At 43.7% G+C, this 18,677-nt stretch carries 15 protein-coding genes and 1 other annotated feature; of the genes, 8 read left to right on the top strand and 7 right to left on the bottom strand.

What is annotated here, in order from left to right:
- Positions 1 to 186 precede the first annotated feature (186 nt).
- The 3 genes from ACSVDE_RS17805 (at position 187) to ACSVDE_RS17815 (ending at position 4,538) form a co-directional block, all read left to right on the top strand.
- Positions 187 to 1,014, top strand: a complete 828-nt coding sequence (locus ACSVDE_RS17805; RefSeq protein WP_439302312.1) for a cyanophycinase — start codon at positions 187 to 189, stop codon at positions 1,012 to 1,014.
- Positions 1,011 to 3,650 (top strand): cyanophycin synthetase, encoded by a 2,640-nt coding sequence (gene cphA, locus ACSVDE_RS17810; protein ID WP_439302313.1) that lies wholly within the window; start codon positions 1,011 to 1,013, stop codon positions 3,648 to 3,650. Before ACSVDE_RS17805 ends, cphA begins: the two co-directional genes overlap by 4 nt.
- Before the next feature lie 114 nt (positions 3,651 to 3,764).
- On the top strand, positions 3,765 to 4,538 hold the full coding sequence (locus ACSVDE_RS17815) for an SDR family NAD(P)-dependent oxidoreductase (protein WP_439302314.1): 774 nt from the start codon (positions 3,765 to 3,767) through the stop codon (positions 4,536 to 4,538).
- Positions 4,539 to 4,583: 45 nt separating this feature from the next.
- Here ACSVDE_RS17815 and ACSVDE_RS17820 read toward each other — a convergent pair whose 3' ends face one another.
- The 4 genes from ACSVDE_RS17820 to ACSVDE_RS17835 are packed head-to-tail and all read right to left on the bottom strand — an operon-like array spanning position 4,584 to position 8,664.
- Complete coding sequence (locus ACSVDE_RS17820) at positions 4,584 to 4,922, bottom strand: DUF3905 domain-containing protein (RefSeq protein WP_439302315.1); 339 nt, start codon at positions 4,920 to 4,922, stop codon at positions 4,584 to 4,586.
- Positions 4,923 to 4,981: 59 nt separating this feature from the next.
- Positions 4,982 to 6,061 (bottom strand): Ger(x)C family spore germination protein, encoded by a 1,080-nt coding sequence (locus tag ACSVDE_RS17825; protein ID WP_439302316.1) that lies wholly within the window; start codon positions 6,059 to 6,061, stop codon positions 4,982 to 4,984.
- Positions 6,061 to 7,152 (bottom strand): GerAB/ArcD/ProY family transporter, encoded by a 1,092-nt coding sequence (locus ACSVDE_RS17830; protein WP_439302317.1) that lies wholly within the window; start codon positions 7,150 to 7,152, stop codon positions 6,061 to 6,063. The genes ACSVDE_RS17825 and ACSVDE_RS17830 overlap by 1 nt, the downstream gene beginning before the upstream one ends.
- A 15-nt stretch (positions 7,153 to 7,167) precedes the next feature.
- On the bottom strand, positions 7,168 to 8,664 hold the full coding sequence (locus tag ACSVDE_RS17835; RefSeq protein WP_439302318.1) for a spore germination protein: 1,497 nt from the start codon (positions 8,662 to 8,664) through the stop codon (positions 7,168 to 7,170).
- 193 nt (positions 8,665 to 8,857) lie between these two features.
- Between ACSVDE_RS17835 and ACSVDE_RS17840 the strand changes: the two genes are divergently transcribed.
- Both ACSVDE_RS17840 and ACSVDE_RS17845 read left to right on the top strand, forming a co-directional pair.
- Entirely contained in the window at positions 8,858 to 9,406 is a 549-nt protein-coding gene (locus ACSVDE_RS17840) for a sigma-70 family RNA polymerase sigma factor (protein WP_439302319.1), read from the top strand.
- Positions 9,393 to 10,607 carry a hypothetical protein gene (locus ACSVDE_RS17845; protein ID WP_439302320.1) on the top strand — a complete coding sequence of 405 codons (1,215 nt, stop codon included), beginning with the start codon at positions 9,393 to 9,395 and terminating at the stop codon, positions 10,605 to 10,607. The genes ACSVDE_RS17840 and ACSVDE_RS17845 overlap by 14 nt, the downstream gene beginning before the upstream one ends.
- Positions 10,608 to 10,657: 50 nt before the next feature.
- Here the strand turns inward: ACSVDE_RS17845 and motB are convergent, their stop codons facing one another.
- Positions 10,658 to 11,416 (bottom strand): flagellar motor protein MotB, encoded by a 759-nt coding sequence (gene motB / locus ACSVDE_RS17850; RefSeq protein WP_439302321.1) that lies wholly within the window; start codon positions 11,414 to 11,416, stop codon positions 10,658 to 10,660.
- Positions 11,409 to 12,212 (bottom strand): flagellar motor stator protein MotA, encoded by an 804-nt coding sequence (gene motA, locus ACSVDE_RS17855; protein ID WP_439302322.1) that lies wholly within the window; start codon positions 12,210 to 12,212, stop codon positions 11,409 to 11,411. The genes motB and motA overlap by 8 nt, the downstream gene beginning before the upstream one ends.
- Before the next feature lie 413 nt (positions 12,213 to 12,625).
- Here motA and ACSVDE_RS17860 point away from each other — a divergent pair, with 413 nt between their 5' ends.
- On the top strand, positions 12,626 to 13,924 hold the full coding sequence (locus tag ACSVDE_RS17860; RefSeq protein WP_439302351.1) for a Glu/Leu/Phe/Val family dehydrogenase: 1,299 nt from the start codon (positions 12,626 to 12,628) through the stop codon (positions 13,922 to 13,924).
- 253 nt (positions 13,925 to 14,177) lie between these two features.
- On the opposite strand, the gene ACSVDE_RS17865 is transcribed toward ACSVDE_RS17860, so the two are convergent.
- Positions 14,178 to 16,025 (bottom strand): LTA synthase family protein, encoded by a 1,848-nt coding sequence (locus ACSVDE_RS17865; RefSeq protein ID WP_439302323.1) that lies wholly within the window; start codon positions 16,023 to 16,025, stop codon positions 14,178 to 14,180.
- A 222-nt stretch (positions 16,026 to 16,247) separates the two neighbouring features.
- Positions 16,248 to 16,463 (top strand) — a binding site (T-box leader).
- A 49-nt stretch (positions 16,464 to 16,512) separates the two neighbouring features.
- Between ACSVDE_RS17865 and argS the strand changes: the two genes are divergently transcribed.
- Complete coding sequence (gene argS, locus ACSVDE_RS17870; protein WP_439302324.1) at positions 16,513 to 18,213, top strand: arginine--tRNA ligase; 1,701 nt, start codon at positions 16,513 to 16,515, stop codon at positions 18,211 to 18,213.
- 13 nt (positions 18,214 to 18,226) lie between these two features.
- A complete protein-coding gene (locus ACSVDE_RS17875; RefSeq protein ID WP_439302325.1) occupies positions 18,227 to 18,637 on the top strand; it encodes a VOC family protein in 411 nt (136 codons plus the stop codon).
- Positions 18,638 to 18,677: the final 40 nt, after the last annotated feature.

An 18,677-nucleotide genomic window follows, 5' to 3' on the forward strand; every position in this document is an offset into this window, starting at 1 on the left:
CACCGGCAAAAAAGCCTATGAAATCGGGATTTTTTTGAGGTGCCTGGCACTAAATTGTATAAATCTTGTAATTTCTGAATAAAATAGTAAAAATCACTCATTTTAGAAAAGTGGGTGATTTTTCGGTTTTGCTTGGTTAATTGTTGGGTAAAAGATATCACTTCATGTTAAAGGGTGAGATGAAGCGTGACGAACATCGCGAGTGGAGACTTGTTCATCATCGGTGGTAATGAAGATAAGGAAGGCGATTTGGAGGTGCTGTCCATCTTTGTACAGGATGCCCTGGAAAGAGGCGGTTCAATCGGAGTACTCACGACAGCGACAGGCTATCCTGAAGAAGTTGGCGGTGAGTACAGGGATATATTCATGAAACTTGGTGCCTCCAAGGTAGAGCTCATACATATAGATACCCGTGGTAAGGCGGAAGAAGCGCCTTATACACAAATGGTCAGTACGCTGTCAGCATTGTTCATTACGGGTGGTGACCAGAATCGTCTGTCGAGTATCATTGGTGGTACGACCTTCTTCAAGGAAGTCCAGAAGGCGTGGCAGAACGGACTGATCATCGCTGGAACCAGTGCAGGTGCTGCTATCATGAGCAGGCATATGATCGTGTCTGGAAAGACGAAGGTCAAACATGACAAAATCAATGTTGAAATCGGCGTCGGATTCGGATTCCTCGAAGATGTCGTCATCGATCAGCATTTTTCGCAGCGCGCGCGTTTTGGAAGATTGTTATACGCGATTGCGCAGAACCCTCAGATTATCGGGGTTGGAATCGATGAAAACACGGCCATCTGGGTAAAGGACGGCGGCAGATACTTCGAGGTGATCGGCGAGCATTCGGTCACAGTCATCGATGGATGCAAGCTGTCATTCGTCGACATTGCCGATGAAGCAGAGAGTGATGAAGTGACCATCGCAGGTGTACAACTCCACTCCATTGCGAAAGGCTACCAATTTGACATGGAAAATCGGCAGTTAATTATGAAGGAGAAGGGAACAGCCCAATGAAAATCAATAAAGTGAAGTATCTTACTGGGCCGAATTATTATAGTTATAAACCGACGATTTGGCTTGAGTTGGACATTGAACATTTCGAAGAGTTGCCCTCCAACAAGATCCCTGGATTCACAGATCGCTTGCTAGAAGCGATGCCGAGTTTGTACACCCATACTTGCTCTCGTGGTTATGAGGGTGGATTTGTTGAGCGTTTACGTGAAGGAACGTGGATGGGGCATATTCTCGAGCATATGGCGATCGAGCTTCAATCTCTTGCTGGAATCGATGTGAAGCGTGGTAAGACCGTTACGAGTGAACGGAAAGGGATCTATTATGTCACCTTCCGATATGAAGAGAAAAAATCCGGTATCTATGCCTTCGAAGCTGCGATGGAAATTGTCGAAGCCGTTGTAGATGGACAACCTGTCAGCATAGAACCTTATGTGAAAAAAATAGAAGCGCTTTATTTTGCCAATAAATTAGGACCAAGTACAGAAGCGGTTTATAAAGCCGCCTATGAGCGGATGATCCCGGTCGAGCAAATTGATGACGACAGCATACTTCGCCTGGGGACTGGGCGTAAGCAGAAAAGGATGGAAGCGACGATGTCGAGTGAAACCTCTTTTCTTGCGGTCGAGTATGCTTGTGATAAAGAAATGACGAAACGGATGCTCGATGAGGTGAGCCTACCGGTTCCAGAAGGGTGCGTCATTTCGAATGAGGAAGAACTGTTGGAAGAAGCTGAACACTTAGGCTATCCACTTGTTTTGAAACCGATCAACGGCCGCCAAGGTCAAGGCGTATCAACGAACATCCAATCGAAGGACGAGTTACTTTCCGCTTTCGATCAGCAGAAGGATGTCGATAAATTGATTTTAGAGCGGTACTATCCAGGGGATGACTATCGTTTTACGGTCGTCAACGGTGAGTTGATTGCTGCTAGCCTACGCCTACCTCCATATGTCATTGGAAATGGGAAAGATTCAGTACGATCTCTGATTGAAGAGGAAAATAAAAACCCTCTCCGAGGAGAGGGCCACGAAAAGCCGATGACTAAAATACCGATTAATGAATCGGTAAAACAATATTTGAATCAAGCGGGGTTTGATCTGGATACTGTAGTGGAATATGGCAGGGTCATCCCATTGTTAGGGAACGCGAACCTTTCTACTGGAGGTCTCGCCATTGACGTTACCGACCAAGTGCATCCTTCTTACCGCGAGATTGCGGAGAGCTCAGCCAAAACAATCGGACTCGATATTGCAGGAATCGATATGATCATCGATGACATCAAAGCCGAATTCAAACCAGGCCGGGCTGCCGTACTTGAAGTGAATGCAGCACCAGGCATTCGCATGCACCATTACCCAAGCTCAGGAACAGCAAGAGATGTAGGTGGTGCGATCATCGATTACTTATTCAAAGACTATCGGGATGCGGCAATTCCAACAGTTGCGGTAACTGGGACGAATGGAAAAACGACGACTGTACGTCTGATCTCCCACTTTCTGCAACAAAGCGGTAAAACCATTGGGATGGCTCATTCGGATGGGGTCTATATCGGGAAGCGTTGTGTTGATAAAGGAGACTGTAGTGGACCAGGCAGTGCCCGGAAAGTACTGCATCATCCGGAAGTCGATGCGGCTGTTCTCGAAACGGCTCGAGGCGGTATGCTCCGAGAAGGGACAGCATTCCGTTATTGCGATGTCGGAATCGTGACGAACGTCTCGGAAGACCATCTCGGTCTTGATGGGATCGAAACGATGGAAGAACTGATCAAGCTGAAGCGGTTGATTCCAGAAATCGTTCGCCCGGAAGGCTACAGCATCCTCAACGCGGATGACGAAGCGGTTGCAGATATGGCGGGATACACGAAAGGATCTGTCGTATTTACATCCCTTAAAGTGGATAATCCAATCATCCAAAAGCACATGGAGCGCAAGCAGGAATGCTGGTATGTCCAGGATGACTGGATCATGCATGCAAAGGACGGACAGGTTGACCGATTTATGAAGTATGCGGACATTCCGATTACATTCAACGGATACGCGCAGCATAATGTCAGCAATCTGCTCCAAGCGCTGGCGTCAGCTCATGTCTTAGGCGTATCTTACGAGATGTTACGCACGAAAGCGATGTCGTTCTTCCCAGATTTCCTTCAAAGTCCAGGGCGTTTCAATAAGATCGACCAGGATGGAAGAACGATTGTCATAGACTATGCCCATAACACCGCTGGATTGAAGGCAATCTATAACACGGTCAGAGCGATTCCATGCGAGCGGCTTATCACAGCCGTTTCAGCTCCAGGAGACCGACTCAATGAGGACATTCGGAACATGGCGGATATCATCGGAAAAGAAACAGACATCGTTGTCATCAAGGAAGATGAAAATCTTCGGGGCCGGAAACCGAAAGAGGTAGCAGCGATATTGGATGAAGTGTTATCCAAACACCTTCCGTCCAATGAAAGGATCATTGAACTGGATGAACGGAAAGCGTTCCAAGTAGCATGGGAATCATCGCAACCAGGTGACCTGTTGCTGTTCTTGTATGATACTTTCAGTTCTGTCGAAAGCTTTTTCAAGGATAACAAGCAGCAGAAGAGGAAAATCATCGAACGAAAATATCGAAAAACCTCCTCCTTATAAGAGAACAAGAAAAAGTCAGACATTCCGATACGACATGTTTTGCACCTCCATCTACATGGTGTAAGCTGAAGTAAAGAATGACCTGACTTTTTTATATGGATGGAGGCGTTATCTTTGACGGTGTTACCAAGCTTTCGATTGGACGAAAAGCTCGCAGTGGTTACAGGTGCAGGGAGAGGGATCGGAAAGGCAATTGCAATCGGCTATGCTGAAGCAGGCGCAGATGTTGTCCTGCTTTCAAGGACAGAATCGGACTTAGAGCAAACAGCTGAAGAAATCCGTCAACATGGACGGCAAGCTCATATTTACCCGACTGATGTGACCGATGCAGATCAGCTGGATCGTGTTGTGAAGAACGTCATCAATGATCACGGGCAGGTGGATATCCTTGTGAACAATGCCGGGATGAATATCCGGACTCCTGCATTTGAAGTCACGGAAGAGGAATGGCAGTCCATCATGGATACGAATCTCCGCTCTGCATTCCAACTATCACAGAAATTCGGCGTCCATATGAAAGAAAGTGGTGGAGGTCGAATCATCAATATTGCATCTGTTGCCGGCACGACAGCTTTAAGAACAGGCGTCGTTTACGCGGCAACGAAAGCAGCTATGATCCAGATGACGAAAAATCTGGCACTGGAGTGGGGAGAGTATGGGATTCAGGTAAATTCGATTGGTCCCTGGTATTTCAAGACACCATTGACAGAAAATCTATTATCTGATGAAAAATACTTGAACGACATCCTCTCTCGAACACCTTTAAATCGGGTCGGAGAACTGCCGGAATTGGTCGGTCCTGCGGTATTCTTAGCATCAGATGCATCTTCCTATGTAACGGGACAAACCTTATTCGTCGATGGCGGAATGACCATATACGGTTTCTAATGGAAAAGAGGCTGACACTTAGTCGGCCTCTTTTTTATGAAATGATTAGTCGCGGGCGTAGCTGACATCCTTGGTCGGATGCATGAACGGACTTCCGTTCGGTACTTGATTCTTTTCTGCAAGCTCACGGTTTTCAGATGAATTCCACCCTATATCATTATAAGGATGGACCCACTGATCTCCAGACATGATGGACGGATCGACATCATCACTCCAGTTTTGGAGAGGTGAATTGTCGGATTCGTAGTGACTATCACCGATTGTCACACCATATTCATTCACAAACGGTTGTCTTTCATTCTGGTCGACCTGATTGAAAATCGGGGCGTTGGCTTGATGGGGTAAAGTTCCCTCGATGGATGGATTTTTGTCTTTACGCTCCATTCGTTTCACCTCCAAGAAGAGGATAACGTTAGTTTGAACCAATCTCCTTCACATTATGTTTACCGGATGACCCCAGATTCGATGATGTTCGTTTTGACTATAACTTTCACATCCAATTCGGGATAAACTTCCTGCCACTTTTTATGATCCCAGTTGCGGAAATGGGCTTTGGCTTTTTTTCCAAATCCTACTGGATCCACATTGTTTTCTTGAAAGAATGTAATCATGGTTTCCAGTTCTTTTTTAAGTTGTTTATCAATCTCCACCTCAACCTTTTTGATCTGTTTTTCGATACCTTTTACGTTTCCATAATACTCATTGATGAAACCTTTTAGAGTGAGATGAAACGTAATCTTTGGTGCTTCTGCTGTGCCGGAAATCTTCACCTTTCGTTCAGATTTAATATGTGACAATGAGACACCAGCTTCTAGATTCTCAAGTTTAATAATTAAATTCCCACTTCTTACAGGTTCTTGTAACATTGTAAATCGATATAAGATGTCTTCGTCGATACTCGTTACATATTCATCATCTTTAAATAAAGCAAGTCCTTTTAATTTGATTTGGCCTTTATCGAGAGCGATCAACGGTAAAAACGGATCTATTCCTTCAGCATAAAATGACTGAAAGAATAGATGGATGTTTGTTTTAGGGATTGTCTCAGATTGCATGTTGTGTTCAATGATCTTAGATACATAAATACCCAAATCATTATTTTGGAGAGTCTGCTGTTTGACAAAATCTCTGACCTTCCCATCATATACAGCTAATTTCAAGTTTGAACTAACACTCGGGTCACGCTGGGCTACATCTGTAGCTTCCATTACCCCTTGTCTTGCAAAAGCCTCTCCGAAAATGGCTACTTCAAGCTTTCCGTTTCCTACAGGTTTAGGTGTGTTTAACATGAAATGTTTTTCAAGATCCTTCCCAAATTCTCCTTCAGACGTGAAAAATTCATTCCGAATTTTACCTTCAGCTTCAAAAATGGGTGTTGCAATTGTTGCTTCAATCTTATCATCTCGATCTTCAACTAAATCATAGCCTACAAAGGTGACCAATGTGATATCATCAAGTACCTTTGGACTGGTTGAACACCCTAGGAGAGTTACACATGAAAGAAGGACAAGTAAGGTTTTCATTATTTGGTCGCACTCCTTTTGAAACGGATATGGAAAACGAGAAACAAGAAAGGGATATAAAAATAGAGGATGTATAATCCGCTTTTAGAAATGCCGTTGATGAACATATCAATATATTTTCGATCTTCTAGGCCGATATTGATCACGTATGCAATCAACAACATCACGATTAAGACCCAGCGCTGTCTAAAGGGTGCAAGGCGTTTTACGGCTCTGCTTGAACACCAAAAGGCAATACAGACATTCGGGAAAATGATGAGCGCCCAAGTGGCGATTGCGATATATTCAAATCGTTCGACGAAAGGAAACTCCACGATTTTGAACATGCTTAATGTCGCCCATATCATCCGCTGCAATTGTTCCTCACTGAAATAAATGAATGAAGCCAGGGCTACCGCAACATAGATGAAAGTAGAAAAGAGGATCCCCAGTTGGGCCCATTTCTGTGATTTCTCCCCGTTTTTGATAAATGGATAGATCATAAGCAGAACCTCGAAACCGATATACTCCAATACGGCTACCTTAGATGAAAGGAAAATTTCTTTTACCGAATGGTTCATAACAGGAAAAATAAAATTCCAATCTCCGTAACGAAACGGGTAGTATAAAAAGAATATAAGGAAGGATGGGATGAGGACTCCAAAGAAAGCCACTCCTGTTACAACACGGAATCCACCGGAAATTGTGTAATAAGTGAGTAGTAAAAATACAAATAAAAACCAATATAAATTCAAGTTGGGAAACATCCATACTTGGACGGTTTCTATATAACTTCGTAGAACTGTAATTCCTAACGCTAAAAAATAGAGGGCAAATAGAAAGCTGAAGAAGTTTCCTATCCATTTTCCAAATGCCCTTCTGTGAATAGAGATTAAATCTCCCTTTTCCTTATTCATCATGGTATACATCATCCAAAGGATGATGTGGATCGTGATACTCGTAAGGATGATGGACAACCAGGAATCATACCCAGCATCACGGGCGATATAACGTTCATATCCTAATACCCCGATTCCGATTTGCATGGTATGAGTCAAAAAGAAAGCTAAGCCAGCCGACACAAGGAATCGATCTTTGATTGATGTACTCATACAATGCTCCTTCCATCATTCGTCGATGTCATTTTTACTCTTTGCTTTCTTCTTATCGAACCGTTTCGTTTGTTGAGTCTGCAAATTGACAGGCCTCAACGATTGTGAAGCAAAAGGTAATCGTACGATGGTATCTTTGAAATCTGCAATGCGGGGAGGGAATAAGGGCTGCAAATAAGGTCGCCCAAGTGATTCAAGCCTTAATAAATGGACCAATACAAAACAGAAGCAGATGACAATTCCTAACAAACCCCATAATTGCGCGAAAAAGAGAAACGGAAAGCGAATCAGTCGAATTGTATTACCCATCTTGTAGACGGGAGTCGTAAAGGAAGCGAGAGCAGATAATGCGACGATAATGAGTAGAACGTTACTCGTCAGACCTGCTTCAACGGACGCCGTCCCGATTACGATACCTCCTACGATACCGATGGTCTGACCGACCTTGGTCGGCAGTCTTGCTCCTGCCTCACGTAAAAGTTCAATTGTGAGCTCCAAAATGAGGGCTTCCAATATGGGTGGAAACGGCACCGTGCTCCTGGAGGTAATCAATGTACTGAGCAAATCTTTTGGAATCAGCTCATAGTGAAAGGTCATGACAGCAACATAGATCGGTGTTGCCAGTACAGAGAAAAATACCGAAAACATCCGGATAAGACGGAAAGTTGTCGCAAGATGCCAATTCAAGAAATAATCCTCGAAAGCAGAGAAGAACTCCAACAGGTTCGTTGGACCAATCAAAACCTGTGGGGAACCGTCTACCACAATGGCGACCTTACCTTCACCTAAGACAGAAGCCACTCGGTCGGGTCTTTCCGTATCAATCAGCTGTGGGAAGGGCGAATTTTGGTTGTCTGCAATCAGTTGAGTGATGAATGAGCTGTCGCTGATCTGATCGAACTCTATGTTTTCAATTCTTTGGATAACGGTTTGTACGTTTTCTTCATTTGCTACCGTTGATACATATAGAATGTTGATCCGTGTGTGGGACCTTGTCCCGACTTTGATTTCTTTTGCGTTCAGATGAATGTCGGGCAACCTTTTTCGAATCAAGTGGATATTCGTGTCGAGTGATTCTACAAATGCTTCTTTCGGTCCCAAGACACTGAATTCAATCTCGGGTGCTGCAACCTCACGAGTAGAGCTGGATAACGCCTTGATCAGAAGACATTCATCGCTCTTCTGGCGTAATTGAATGATGATGTAACCTTTCAGGAAGTGCCGTTTTATTTTTGTTACATCTTTCGTAACTTCCATGCCCTCGATCGGTATGTAGCCTTTGATTTCCTGTAGGGATTTCAGGTTGTTTTGTTGTAAATAAGGTAAGACATCGCGATGTAAAGTTTCGATATCCACAAGCGTCTTTAAATAAGAAATCCAAACAGAGCCGTGTATATTAACGAGTTCATAATGAACAAAATCCTCGGAGTTACGGGCTAAATCAAAAAGGTCCGAAAGGGTTGCTGGCTCTTCATTTGTGTTTTTGTTGGTTTTTTTCAGCCACTTAAACATCACATATCCCCCCTTTCAAGAGTGCAGACCTATTTAGTTTTACGGTTACCAAAAATTTGTAAAACTATGCGATACTAGAAGAAACGAAATGTTTTTAATCCGTAAATATAAAAAATGTCCTATAAATGAAAATTCCGTATTTGAAACTTTTTTCTGAGAAAAACGACTAAGTAGGTAAGAGGGGGAGAAAATCGTGGTGGAACACATATTTAACCGGTTATATGTTGACTATCACCAGTCACTATATCAGTTCTTGATCTACATGTTACGAGACCGGGATACAGCTGAGGAACTTGTACAGGATGTCTACATCAAAGTCATGCATTCCTATGACAAGTTCAAAGGGGACAGCAGTGAAAAGACTTGGCTGTTTTCCATCGCGCGTAATGTGGCCATTGATCACATACGGAAATCAAAGCGACAGAGTAAGACATTCTTTGGTGTTTTCAACATAGATGACAGAAAGGATCAGTTGGTGCATCCAGATCGTCTTCCGGATGAAATCATAGAGCAGAATGAGTCCGTGAAACAATTATACACAGCCTTAGAACAGTGCAAGACTGAGCATAGAGAACTGATTCTGTTGCGATACATCCATGGGTTTTCAATTCGTGAATCAGCGTCCATCATGGGTTGGACAGAAGGGAAAGTCAAAACCGTCCAACATCGGACACTGAAGACATTGAAAGGAATCCTTGACGACAGCAAGAAGGAGGAAGAATTGTCAAATGGGACAATCTAAATGGAATGAGGAAAAGATCATACAAACTCTCCGAGAATTCCCGAAAGTGGAAGACTCAAGATCTAAAGAGGAGTTGTTCGATCAAATTCAAAATAAAATGGGACAAGAAGAATCAGAGAAAAAGGCGAAACCGTTTCGATTCATGCCTGTTTTAGCGGCTGCCTGTATTTTAGCGATAGCAGCCATCATATCTCCGACAATCATGGACCAATTCGATCTTCCAAAAGGTGAGATTTCGCAAGAAGAAAATGGCTCGGCACTTTCAACAAGCACAAAATCACCAGATGAGAAAGAAGCACCGGTTTCTGAGCAAGTGGAACCTGCCGAACCGACAGAAGAGGCAGCGGATACTTCCGAAGTAGTGCCGTATGCGCAAGTGGAAGAAGAGTTTAAATATCATGCAGGGATAACGGAGGTTCCAGAGGATAAACAAGTGGTTACCACCTACTATCCGGATCAGGAAGCAATGGGCGTCGTGCCAGTATCTTTCCTGGCTGAGAAAGAGTTATCTAGAGTAGAAGCATTGCAGCAGGCTCTATCATCGATTTCTTCACAAGAACTAGGATTATCGGAGTCAGGATTAGCAAGTGTAAACCTGTTAGAATACCCAAATAATACGTTTGTGGTCGATATAAAGTCGGGTGCAATTCAAGGATCTACTGGCGAACGTATTTTTGTCAATACAGTCAAGGGCACTGCGCATAGCTTAGGTTATGACTACATTACATTTAAAACTGAAGGTGAGAACGGATATGATTTCTCCCATTTAGGTTCGATTGAAACCATTGAAGTGAGTGCACCCGAAAAAGGGGTCAGCGCAATCCTTACCGATACAGGCACGTTGCTGCTCGTCAATGGGATACAGTTGAATGGAGATGTACAACTAAGGACGTTTGAAGATGCACTGCATTGGATGAGCAAAGATATGGAAGGCTTTGGCTACCAAGAGACGATACTAGAGAACGTCTTCTTCAAAGAAATCACTGAAGACGGAAAGAAGGTTACCATCGAATTTTCGGAAGGGACGACACTTGAAGACAACATGAAATTTGTTGCGATGCTGGAGTCTATCCTCATGGCGGCTAATCAATTTGGCTATGAACAAGTGGATTTCATCAATGCACCAATTGAACAAATCGGACCTTATCAATTGAGTGGTACGTTACCTGTTTTGAAAGCACCAAATGTGATTCGACCATAATTGAACATACAAAAAAGGGCTCTCCGCTAGGGGGAGCCCTTTACTTGTGCTTATTGTGCATTGAAAGGAAGAATCTTCACTTCCACTCGTCTGTTCTTCGCGCGTCCTTCAGGTGTGTCATTTGACGCGACTGGTTGGTATTCACCATATCCTGCCTGACTGAATTTCGTAGGGTCGAGCTGATTGTTCTGAAGCAGAAGTTCCATGAAGTTGATGGAACGTTGCGCACTCAACTCCCAGTTGGAGCGGAAGTTGGTGTTTTTGATCGGGATATCGTCTGTATGCCCAGCGATGACGATCTGTCGAGGAGGATCTGTCACTAATAATTGAGAGATTTCCTTTGCCAGGTTTAAAGCACCTTCTTTGATCTCAGCACTCCCGGAGTCGAACAATGCTTTGTCCAGTATGGTGATGATCAGTCCACTCTCTGTAAGCGTCGTTTTCAAGCTTTTGTTCAGATCGTTTGCTTCAATATAATCATCAATTCGTTCTTTGATTTCCTGTAATTGCAGTTGATCCAGTTCGCCGTTCGTTTTTCTGTCATCTGTCGGTATTAATGCATTTTCGCTCGTCGGAATCGAAGTCTGTTCAACGATACTGACTGGACTTGTATAATCCAGTGGACCAGTTCCGCCGTTCAAGGCACTTTTGAATGAATTGGCCATATTCTCAAATTTCGCAGCGTCAACCGTACTCACCGCAAACAAGACGATGAAGAGGGCCAACAGCAATGTCAGCATATCTGCATAGGGGATGAGCCAGGATTCATCGATGTGTTCTTCTTTTTTCTTTTTCCGGGTTTTAAGCATTGATCCCCTCTCCTTCCTGCTGTAACACAGGAGCTTCGGCATTCCTTTGGTTCGCTGGAATGTAGATCTTCAACTTATCTTCAATGACTCTTGGAGATGCCCCGTCCTGAATGGACAGGATCCCTTCCACCATTACCTGTTTGACCATTACTTCTTGCTTGGATTTACGTTTCAACTTATTCGCAAAAGGGTGCCACAAGACATACCCTGTAAAAATTCCGAACAAGGTCGCGATGAACGCTGCAGCAATGGCATGTCCAAGCGCTTCGATGTCATCCAGGTTTCCAAGTGCTGCAATCAGACCTACAACGGCACCGAGAACACCGAGTGTTGGTGCATACGTACCGGCTTGAGTGAAGATGGCAGCTGAACTTTCGTGACGTTCCTCCATCGCTGCAAGGTCTTCAACCATTACATCCCTGATGAACTCAGGGGTCTGACCGTCAATGACCATTTTCATCCCGTTTTTCAAAAAAGGATCGTCAATGTCATCAGCGTGTGCTTCCAATGCAAGAAGGCCTTCTTTTCTTGCAATCGTTGCCCATTCTGCAAAAATAGGGACAAGTTCCTCAACGGTTGTTGTTTTTTTATCGGTAAACAGAATCTTAAATAATTTCGGTAGTTTCTTGATTTCGTTCAGTGGAAACGCGATCAACACGGATGCAGCCGTTCCTGCAAAAATGATCAGCAATGCCGCCGGATTGAATAATGCCGTAGGATTTACTCCTTTCAGCACCATACCTACACCTATCGCAATTACCCCAAGAAAAATACCGATCACTGAAGCTTTATCCATATAAAGGTCATCCTCACTTTAAATCATTCTAGAATATCTCAATGTTGACTAAATCTCGATCAGGTCAAATGTGTCAAAAATCTCTTATCGTTACCTTTCATATCGACACAGTTTCCCCGATTGTTTAATAGGTATTTGGAATTAATACTAAGCGTTTGGTAGTAGTTAGAGTGAAGTGGTACCTGTCGACAAACATCATGCTGAGTTGAAATTGTTCCTCTGAGGTTATACTAACCTCAAAGAAGTCGACTGAGGTTTCGTGAGGATACAGATAGGAAACATAGGTATTAAGTACTGTCAAAATGGGAGGTTGTCAGATGTCAGCAAACAAAAGCATCGAAGACATTAATGATTTGAAAGACCTGGTAGATGAGGACCTGGTCAAAGAATTGTCTGGCAAAGTGAAGTCTGAAATGCCAGCAAAAGAAGAGAAGGATGGCGCTGAAATCACCAATCCGTACCATATTGCTCAGCGCTTAATTGAAAGAGCGACCCAGACACTCGATCTACAAGAAGGTGTCTATGACATATTAAAAAAACCGAAACGTATCATGAAGGTTTCCATACCTGTGAGGAGAGATAATGGAGATGTCGTAAACTACACAGGAATCCGGGCTCAACATACAGACATTCTCGGACCTACGAAAGGGGGAGTCAGGTTCCACTCAGGTGTGGATGAGGACGAGGTCATCGCACTCTCCATGTGGATGTCATTGAAAACAGCGATCGTAGGTATACCGTTCGGTGGAGGAAAAGGCGGCATCATCGTCGATCCCGAAGATCTATCCGAACGTGAAATAGAAGAACTGAGCAGAGGATACATCCGTGAGCTGGAACCGATTATGGGACCAGAGAAGGATATCCCGGCCCCGGATGTCAACACGAGTCCGAAGATCATGGGGTGGATGCTCGATGAGTTCGATCGGCTGAGAGGGCATAATGTGCCTGGTTTCATTACAGGAAAACCGCTGATTATCGGTGGCTCTGAAGGTCGTGTCGAAGCGACTGGCCGTGGAGTGGTCATCACGATTCGAGAGGCAGCGAAACGATTGGATATGGATCTTCATAAAATGTCCGCTGTCATCCAAGGGTTCGGAAACGTCGGATCCATTACAGCGAAGTACTTAGAAGAAAGCGGCGTCAAGGTTATTGGAGTGACGGATGCAAAAGGTGGCGCCTATAACGCAAATGGTTTGAACGTGTTGGAATTGATTGATTTTGTCGAGGAAAATGGGACAGTGGAAGGATTCCCTGACAGTGAACATCTGTCCAACGAGAACCTGTTTTCGCTAGAATGTGACATATTAGTACCAGCGGCATTAGAGAACCAGATCACTGGTGATAATGCAGAGGGGATCAAAGCGAAAATAGTGGCAGAAGCTGCAAACGGACCGACGACACCGCAAGGAAATAAAATCTTAGAGGATAAGGGAGTCTTCGTTATTCCTGATATCCTGTGTAATGCAGGCGGGGTGACGGTCTCCTATTTCGAGTGGGTGCAGAATGCTATGCACTACTCCTGGAAAGAAAGCGAAGTTATTGAAAAGCTCGAAGAGAAAATGGAGGAAGCGTTTAAAGCCGTTTACGATATGAGAAACGCTAAAAGTGTGAAAATGCGGGAAGCAGCTTATCTCGTCGGCGTAGGTAGGCTCGCCAAAGCGATGATCGCAAGAGGATGGATTAAAAACTGGGAAATGCCCATTGATTGTTAAAAGATGTGGCTGACATCAAAAGGAGGGTTGAACCGTCCTTTTGGTGTCAGCTTTTTTCATTCTGGCTTATAATTTCAGGATTTGGTTTATAAATTCTGATTTTGGCTTATAATTTCCGATTTCGGCCTATAATTGCTCATTTTGGATTAAAATCTCTGAAATGGGCTTATAACCACTGAAACCGGTGAGCGAGATTAAAAAAGAACAGAGCCGACTAGTCTATGTCGAGCTCTGTTCATTATGGTTCAGTTTCTTATTCAATGGCAAAATTCGAAAATCGTAGTAAATCCCCGTAAATCAAACTGTCTGACAAGTCCAGTTCTTTCAACTGATCCTTGGCTTCCTGACATGATTCAACAGACACTTCTTTTCCACTTTCACGTTCATAGCACATGTCCGATGTCCATACATATCTGTCTGTTACGACACTTCGATCTCGAAAGACTGCAATATCTTCATGTTCATCTGAGAAAAGATCCGTACCAAAGTGGATGCCCTGATCCTCAATGCCGAGCAAGTTGAGAATCGTCGGTTTCAAATCGATCTGACCAGAGACGCGAGAAATCGTCTCTCCATCCATGCCAGGGATATGGATGATCAATGGCACGCGTTGCAATTGAACATTATCGAACGGGCTGATTTCATCCACGCCCAATACTTGAGCCATCGCCTTATCATGCCGTTCGGAAATACCATAATGGTCTCCATAAATGATGATGATCGAGTCCTCATACAGGTTCTCTTTTTTCAACTGATCAATGAATTGTTTAATCGCCTGATCCGTATAATTTACGGTTACTGGATATTGATCTACGATTGGATCATTCGTTTGAAAAGTTGGAATCGCCTGATCTTCATCATGATACTTATATGGATGATGATTGGTCAGCGTAATGAATCTCGCATAGAAAGGTTGTGGCATTTCTTTCAAGTACGCCATCGACTGTTCGAAGAAAGGCTTATCCTTCAAACCGTAGTTGATTTGATTGTTTTCGTTGATGGAGTAGTACTCCTCAGAAATGAACTCGTCATAGCCCATCGTGTTGTACATGATGTCCCGGTTCCAAAAGCTTTTGTTGTTTCCATGGAACACCGCACTATGATAGTCATGGTCCTCTATGATCTCAGGGGTTGCGTAATATTCGTTCAGAGGATGCGTTTGGAAGACAGCCCCTCTGGGCAACGGGTATAAGGAATTATCCAACAGGAATTCCGAATCGGATGTTTTTCCTTGTCCAGTCTGATGGTAAAAGTTTTCGAAATAGTAGCTTTCCTGGATGAAATCGTTCAAGAAAGGGGTGATTTCTTTACCGCCAACTTCTCGACCGATGACGAATTGCTGCGTCGACTCCATCGAGATCAAAATGACATTTTTACCTTCTGCAATTCCGAATAGCTCCTCGTTTGCAGGAACTTTTTTCTGATCCGTATAGTTCCTTACTTCTACGACATCAACATTATCAGCGAGTGCTTTTTGGGCAGTCGTTTTGGATTGGAGAAGAAGGTCGTATATATGAAAATTGTACGTACCGAGATTCTTCACGAGCAATTCACGATCGAACGTACGCGTCAGAAGTTGTGGGCGTTCCGATTCGGCAAGGGTCAAATTGACCGTTAAGAATATGGAAGCCACTGCAAGAAGCTTGACTAAACTACGCTTCGTATAGCTGGAAGGCTTAAGGAACCCTTTCTTTACAAAATAAAAGATCAAAATAATGTCTAAGAAGAAAAAGATGTCGTACCAATACGTTTGGGCGATCAAACTGTTTCCGATATCGCCGACGTTATTCGTTTGAAATAACACGGGTACGGTGATGAAGTCATTGAAGAATCGATAATACAATGTGTTGGCATAGAGTACGATCGAAAAGATGAGCGCGATAATCCACGTCGTTCGATTATGGAATCTTTTTGGGAAGAAATAAATGAGTGCTAAAGTGAATAAGACAGAACTTAGAGGATTGATGATCAGAATCAATTCTTGTTTCCAGTTCATCGTAGGTAAATTGAAGCTTAATTTATAAACGAGATATGTTTTGATCCATAACAGTAATGCGGTAAAAGCAAAGCTGTTTTGATACCAGCGTTCTCTTTCTTTCATGAAAGCTACCTCCCAGTTGCCAGTGACATCTATGTGAATGGGTATTCACTGTATAGACGAACAAGAACGAATAAAGTTCCAAGAACATTTCAATCATTTTCCATGATAGCAAAATTCCATCATATGGAAAAGTTCGGTACCCATCCTGATTACCTTTATCCATTTTCTATACCCGTTGGTGTTGCGTATTACGCAAAATCTGACTATAATGATTAAAAATTACCAAATTTGATGATGAGGAGAGTAAATGTCAAGGTTCATCGAAGCGAGCTGGAGTTGGTGGAAGTCCAGCATGACCCTGTCATTGAAACGCACCTCTGAAAAGCTCGTCCGAAAACAAAGTAGGATGGGACGCACCCTGGCGTTAAAGGGGCTCAAGCAGGTCCAATTTCAGAATTGGACAATTAGAGTGGTACCGCGGGAATTCTCGTCTCTCAATATGATTGAGAGGCGTTTTTTATTTGTCATAGAAAAGGGAGTGGAAGATGTGACGATTCAAGATTATACAGCTAAACAACTAAAGACAGTGATCGAGGACAAAACGGTGGAGGAGATCAAGCGACTATTGGAAATCCCTCCAAATCGTTCGATGGGAGATCTGGCTTTTCCTTGCTTCATCCTAGCCAAACAATGGAGAAAATCCCCTGTCCACATCGCAAAAGAGCTTGAGGAGAAGCTGGGAGGCTCAGAAGCATTTGATACCATCAAGGCTGAAGGCCCTTATTTGAATGTATTTTTACCAAAGAAAACCGTAACCACAGAGGTCATAAACGAGGTGCTATCGAAAGGCTCGAATTACGGAAATGCCCCAGTACAAGATAAAGGATCGGTTCCGATGGATTTATCCTCTCCGAATATTGCCAAGCCTTTCTCGATGGGACACCTGCGTTCAACTGTCATCGGAAACGCGATTGCTAATCTAGCTGAGAAGAACGGTTATTCACCGGTCCGAATCAATCACTTGGGAGACTGGGGAACACAGTTCGGAAAGCTGATGACAGCCTATGAAAAATGGGGCGATGAACAAGCAGTCAAGCAAAGCCCGATCAAAGAGTTGAATGCACTATACGTCGAATTTCATGAAAAAGCGAAAGAGGACCCGAGCCTGGATGATGAAGGAAGAGCATGGTTCAAAAAGCTCGAGGACGGTGACGTCGAAGCGACGAAGCTCTGGAAATGGTTCCGAGATGAGTCACTAAAGGAATTCCAGAAAATCTATGACTTGTTGGGCGTTTCCTTCGACTCTTACCATGGAGAATCTTTTTACAACGATAAAATGCAGGCAGTCGCAGATGAATTGATCGAGAAAAAACTTCTCGTTGAGTCCGAAGGAGCGATGGTCGTCGATCTCTCCGATTTCGATCTTCCACCCGCATTGATCAAAAAGAAAGACGGAGCTTCCCTATATGCAACCCGGGATTTGGCTGCGGCACACTACCGGAAGAATACGTATGACTTTGTAGAATCGCTCTATATTGTCGGTCACGAGCAATCCCTCCATTTTGAACAGGTCAAAAAAGTGCTTCTGAAGCTAGGATACGAGTGGGCGGACGATATGAAGCACATTCCGTTCGGGATGATCTTGCAGGACGGAAAGAAGATGTCGACACGAAAAGGAAAGACGGTGTTGCTTGAAGAAGTATTGAAGCAGACCATCGAGCGGGCTAAAGAAAACATTGAGACTAAGAACCCGAGTCTCGAAAACAAAGAGGCTGTTGCGGAGATGGTCGGTGTCGGTGCGGTCATTTTCAATGACTTGAGACAATCGCGTTTGAATGATGTCGAGTTCGACATTGAACAGATGCTTCGCTTTGAAGGGGAGACGGGTCCTTATATCCAGTACACTTACGCAAGAGCATGTACTTTATTGGATAAAGGCGAATGGAAGGATATGAATGGTCATGGTGCGCCATATAATGTAGAAGAGCCGTACTTATGGGATCTTGTCCTTACGTTGGAGAAATTCCCGGGAGTAATCGAACGAGCCTACAAGGAATATGAACCCTCCATCCTTTCTCGATATCTCATCGAGTTGGCCCGTTACTTCAACCAATACTATGGAAAAGTTCGTATCCTATCAGGTACAGCTGAAGAACAATCAGGACGACTTCATTTAGTGAAAGTTGTCACTGTCGTATTGGAAGAAGGATTACGTCTGCTCGGCATAAAGGCACCGGAGAAAATGTAAAGAGGTGACCGAATTGAACCATAAGAAAAAGAAAGGTCTGATCCACCATATCGAACTGTATGTGTCCGACCTTCAGAAGTCGTTGGATTTCTGGGACTGGCTGCTCTCGGAGCTGGGATATTCCGAATATCAGAAGTGGGAGCAAGGAAAGAGTTATAAATTATCCGATTCGTATCTCGTGTTCGTCCAGACCGAGAAGAAGTATATGGATGTCCCATACCACAGATGCCGTGTCGGGTTGAATCACCTGGCGTTTCATGCAGAAAGCAGGGAACATGTGGATCAACTGACAAAAGCATTGAAGAAAAAAGGGATCGAGATCCTTTATGAAGATCGTCATCCGTATGCAGGTGGAATTAATTATTACGCCGTCTATTTCGAAGACCCTGACAGAATCAAGGTTGAGATTGTAGCACCACAATAATGGACATAGAAGAGGCTGAACCGTTGCGGTTCAGCCTTTC

It is taken from the genome of Pseudalkalibacillus sp. Hm43 (genome assembly GCF_051842935.1).
In the GTDB taxonomy this organism is placed as follows: Bacteria; Bacillota; Bacilli; order Bacillales; family Fictibacillaceae; genus Pseudalkalibacillus.

What these genes read in the sequence shown, in the direction of transcription:
- cphA (WP_439302313.1), top strand. Translation starts at nt 1,011, where the DNA reads ATGAAAATCAATAAAGTGAAGTATCTTACTGGGCCGAATTATTATAGT.
- ACSVDE_RS17820 (WP_439302315.1), bottom strand. Translation starts at nt 4,922, where the DNA reads ATGGAGCGTAAAGACAAAAATCCATCCATCGAGGGAACTTTACCCCAT.
- ACSVDE_RS17825 (WP_439302316.1), bottom strand. Translation starts at nt 6,061, where the DNA reads ATGAAAACCTTACTTGTCCTTCTTTCATGTGTAACTCTCCTAGGGTGT.
- ACSVDE_RS17830 (WP_439302317.1), bottom strand. Translation starts at nt 7,152, where the DNA reads ATGAGTACATCAATCAAAGATCGATTCCTTGTGTCGGCTGGCTTAGCT.
- ACSVDE_RS17835 (WP_439302318.1), bottom strand. Translation starts at nt 8,664, where the DNA reads ATGTTTAAGTGGCTGAAAAAAACCAACAAAAACACAAATGAAGAGCCA.
- ACSVDE_RS17845 (WP_439302320.1), top strand. Translation starts at nt 9,393, where the DNA reads ATGGGACAATCTAAATGGAATGAGGAAAAGATCATACAAACTCTCCGA.
- motB (WP_439302321.1), bottom strand. Translation starts at nt 11,416, where the DNA reads ATGCTTAAAACCCGGAAAAAGAAAAAAGAAGAACACATCGATGAATCC.
- motA (WP_439302322.1), bottom strand. Translation starts at nt 12,212, where the DNA reads ATGGATAAAGCTTCAGTGATCGGTATTTTTCTTGGGGTAATTGCGATA.
- ACSVDE_RS17860 (WP_439302351.1), top strand. Translation starts at nt 12,626, where the DNA reads ATGCCAGCAAAAGAAGAGAAGGATGGCGCTGAAATCACCAATCCGTAC.
- ACSVDE_RS17865 (WP_439302323.1), bottom strand. Translation starts at nt 16,025, where the DNA reads ATGAAAGAAAGAGAACGCTGGTATCAAAACAGCTTTGCTTTTACCGCA.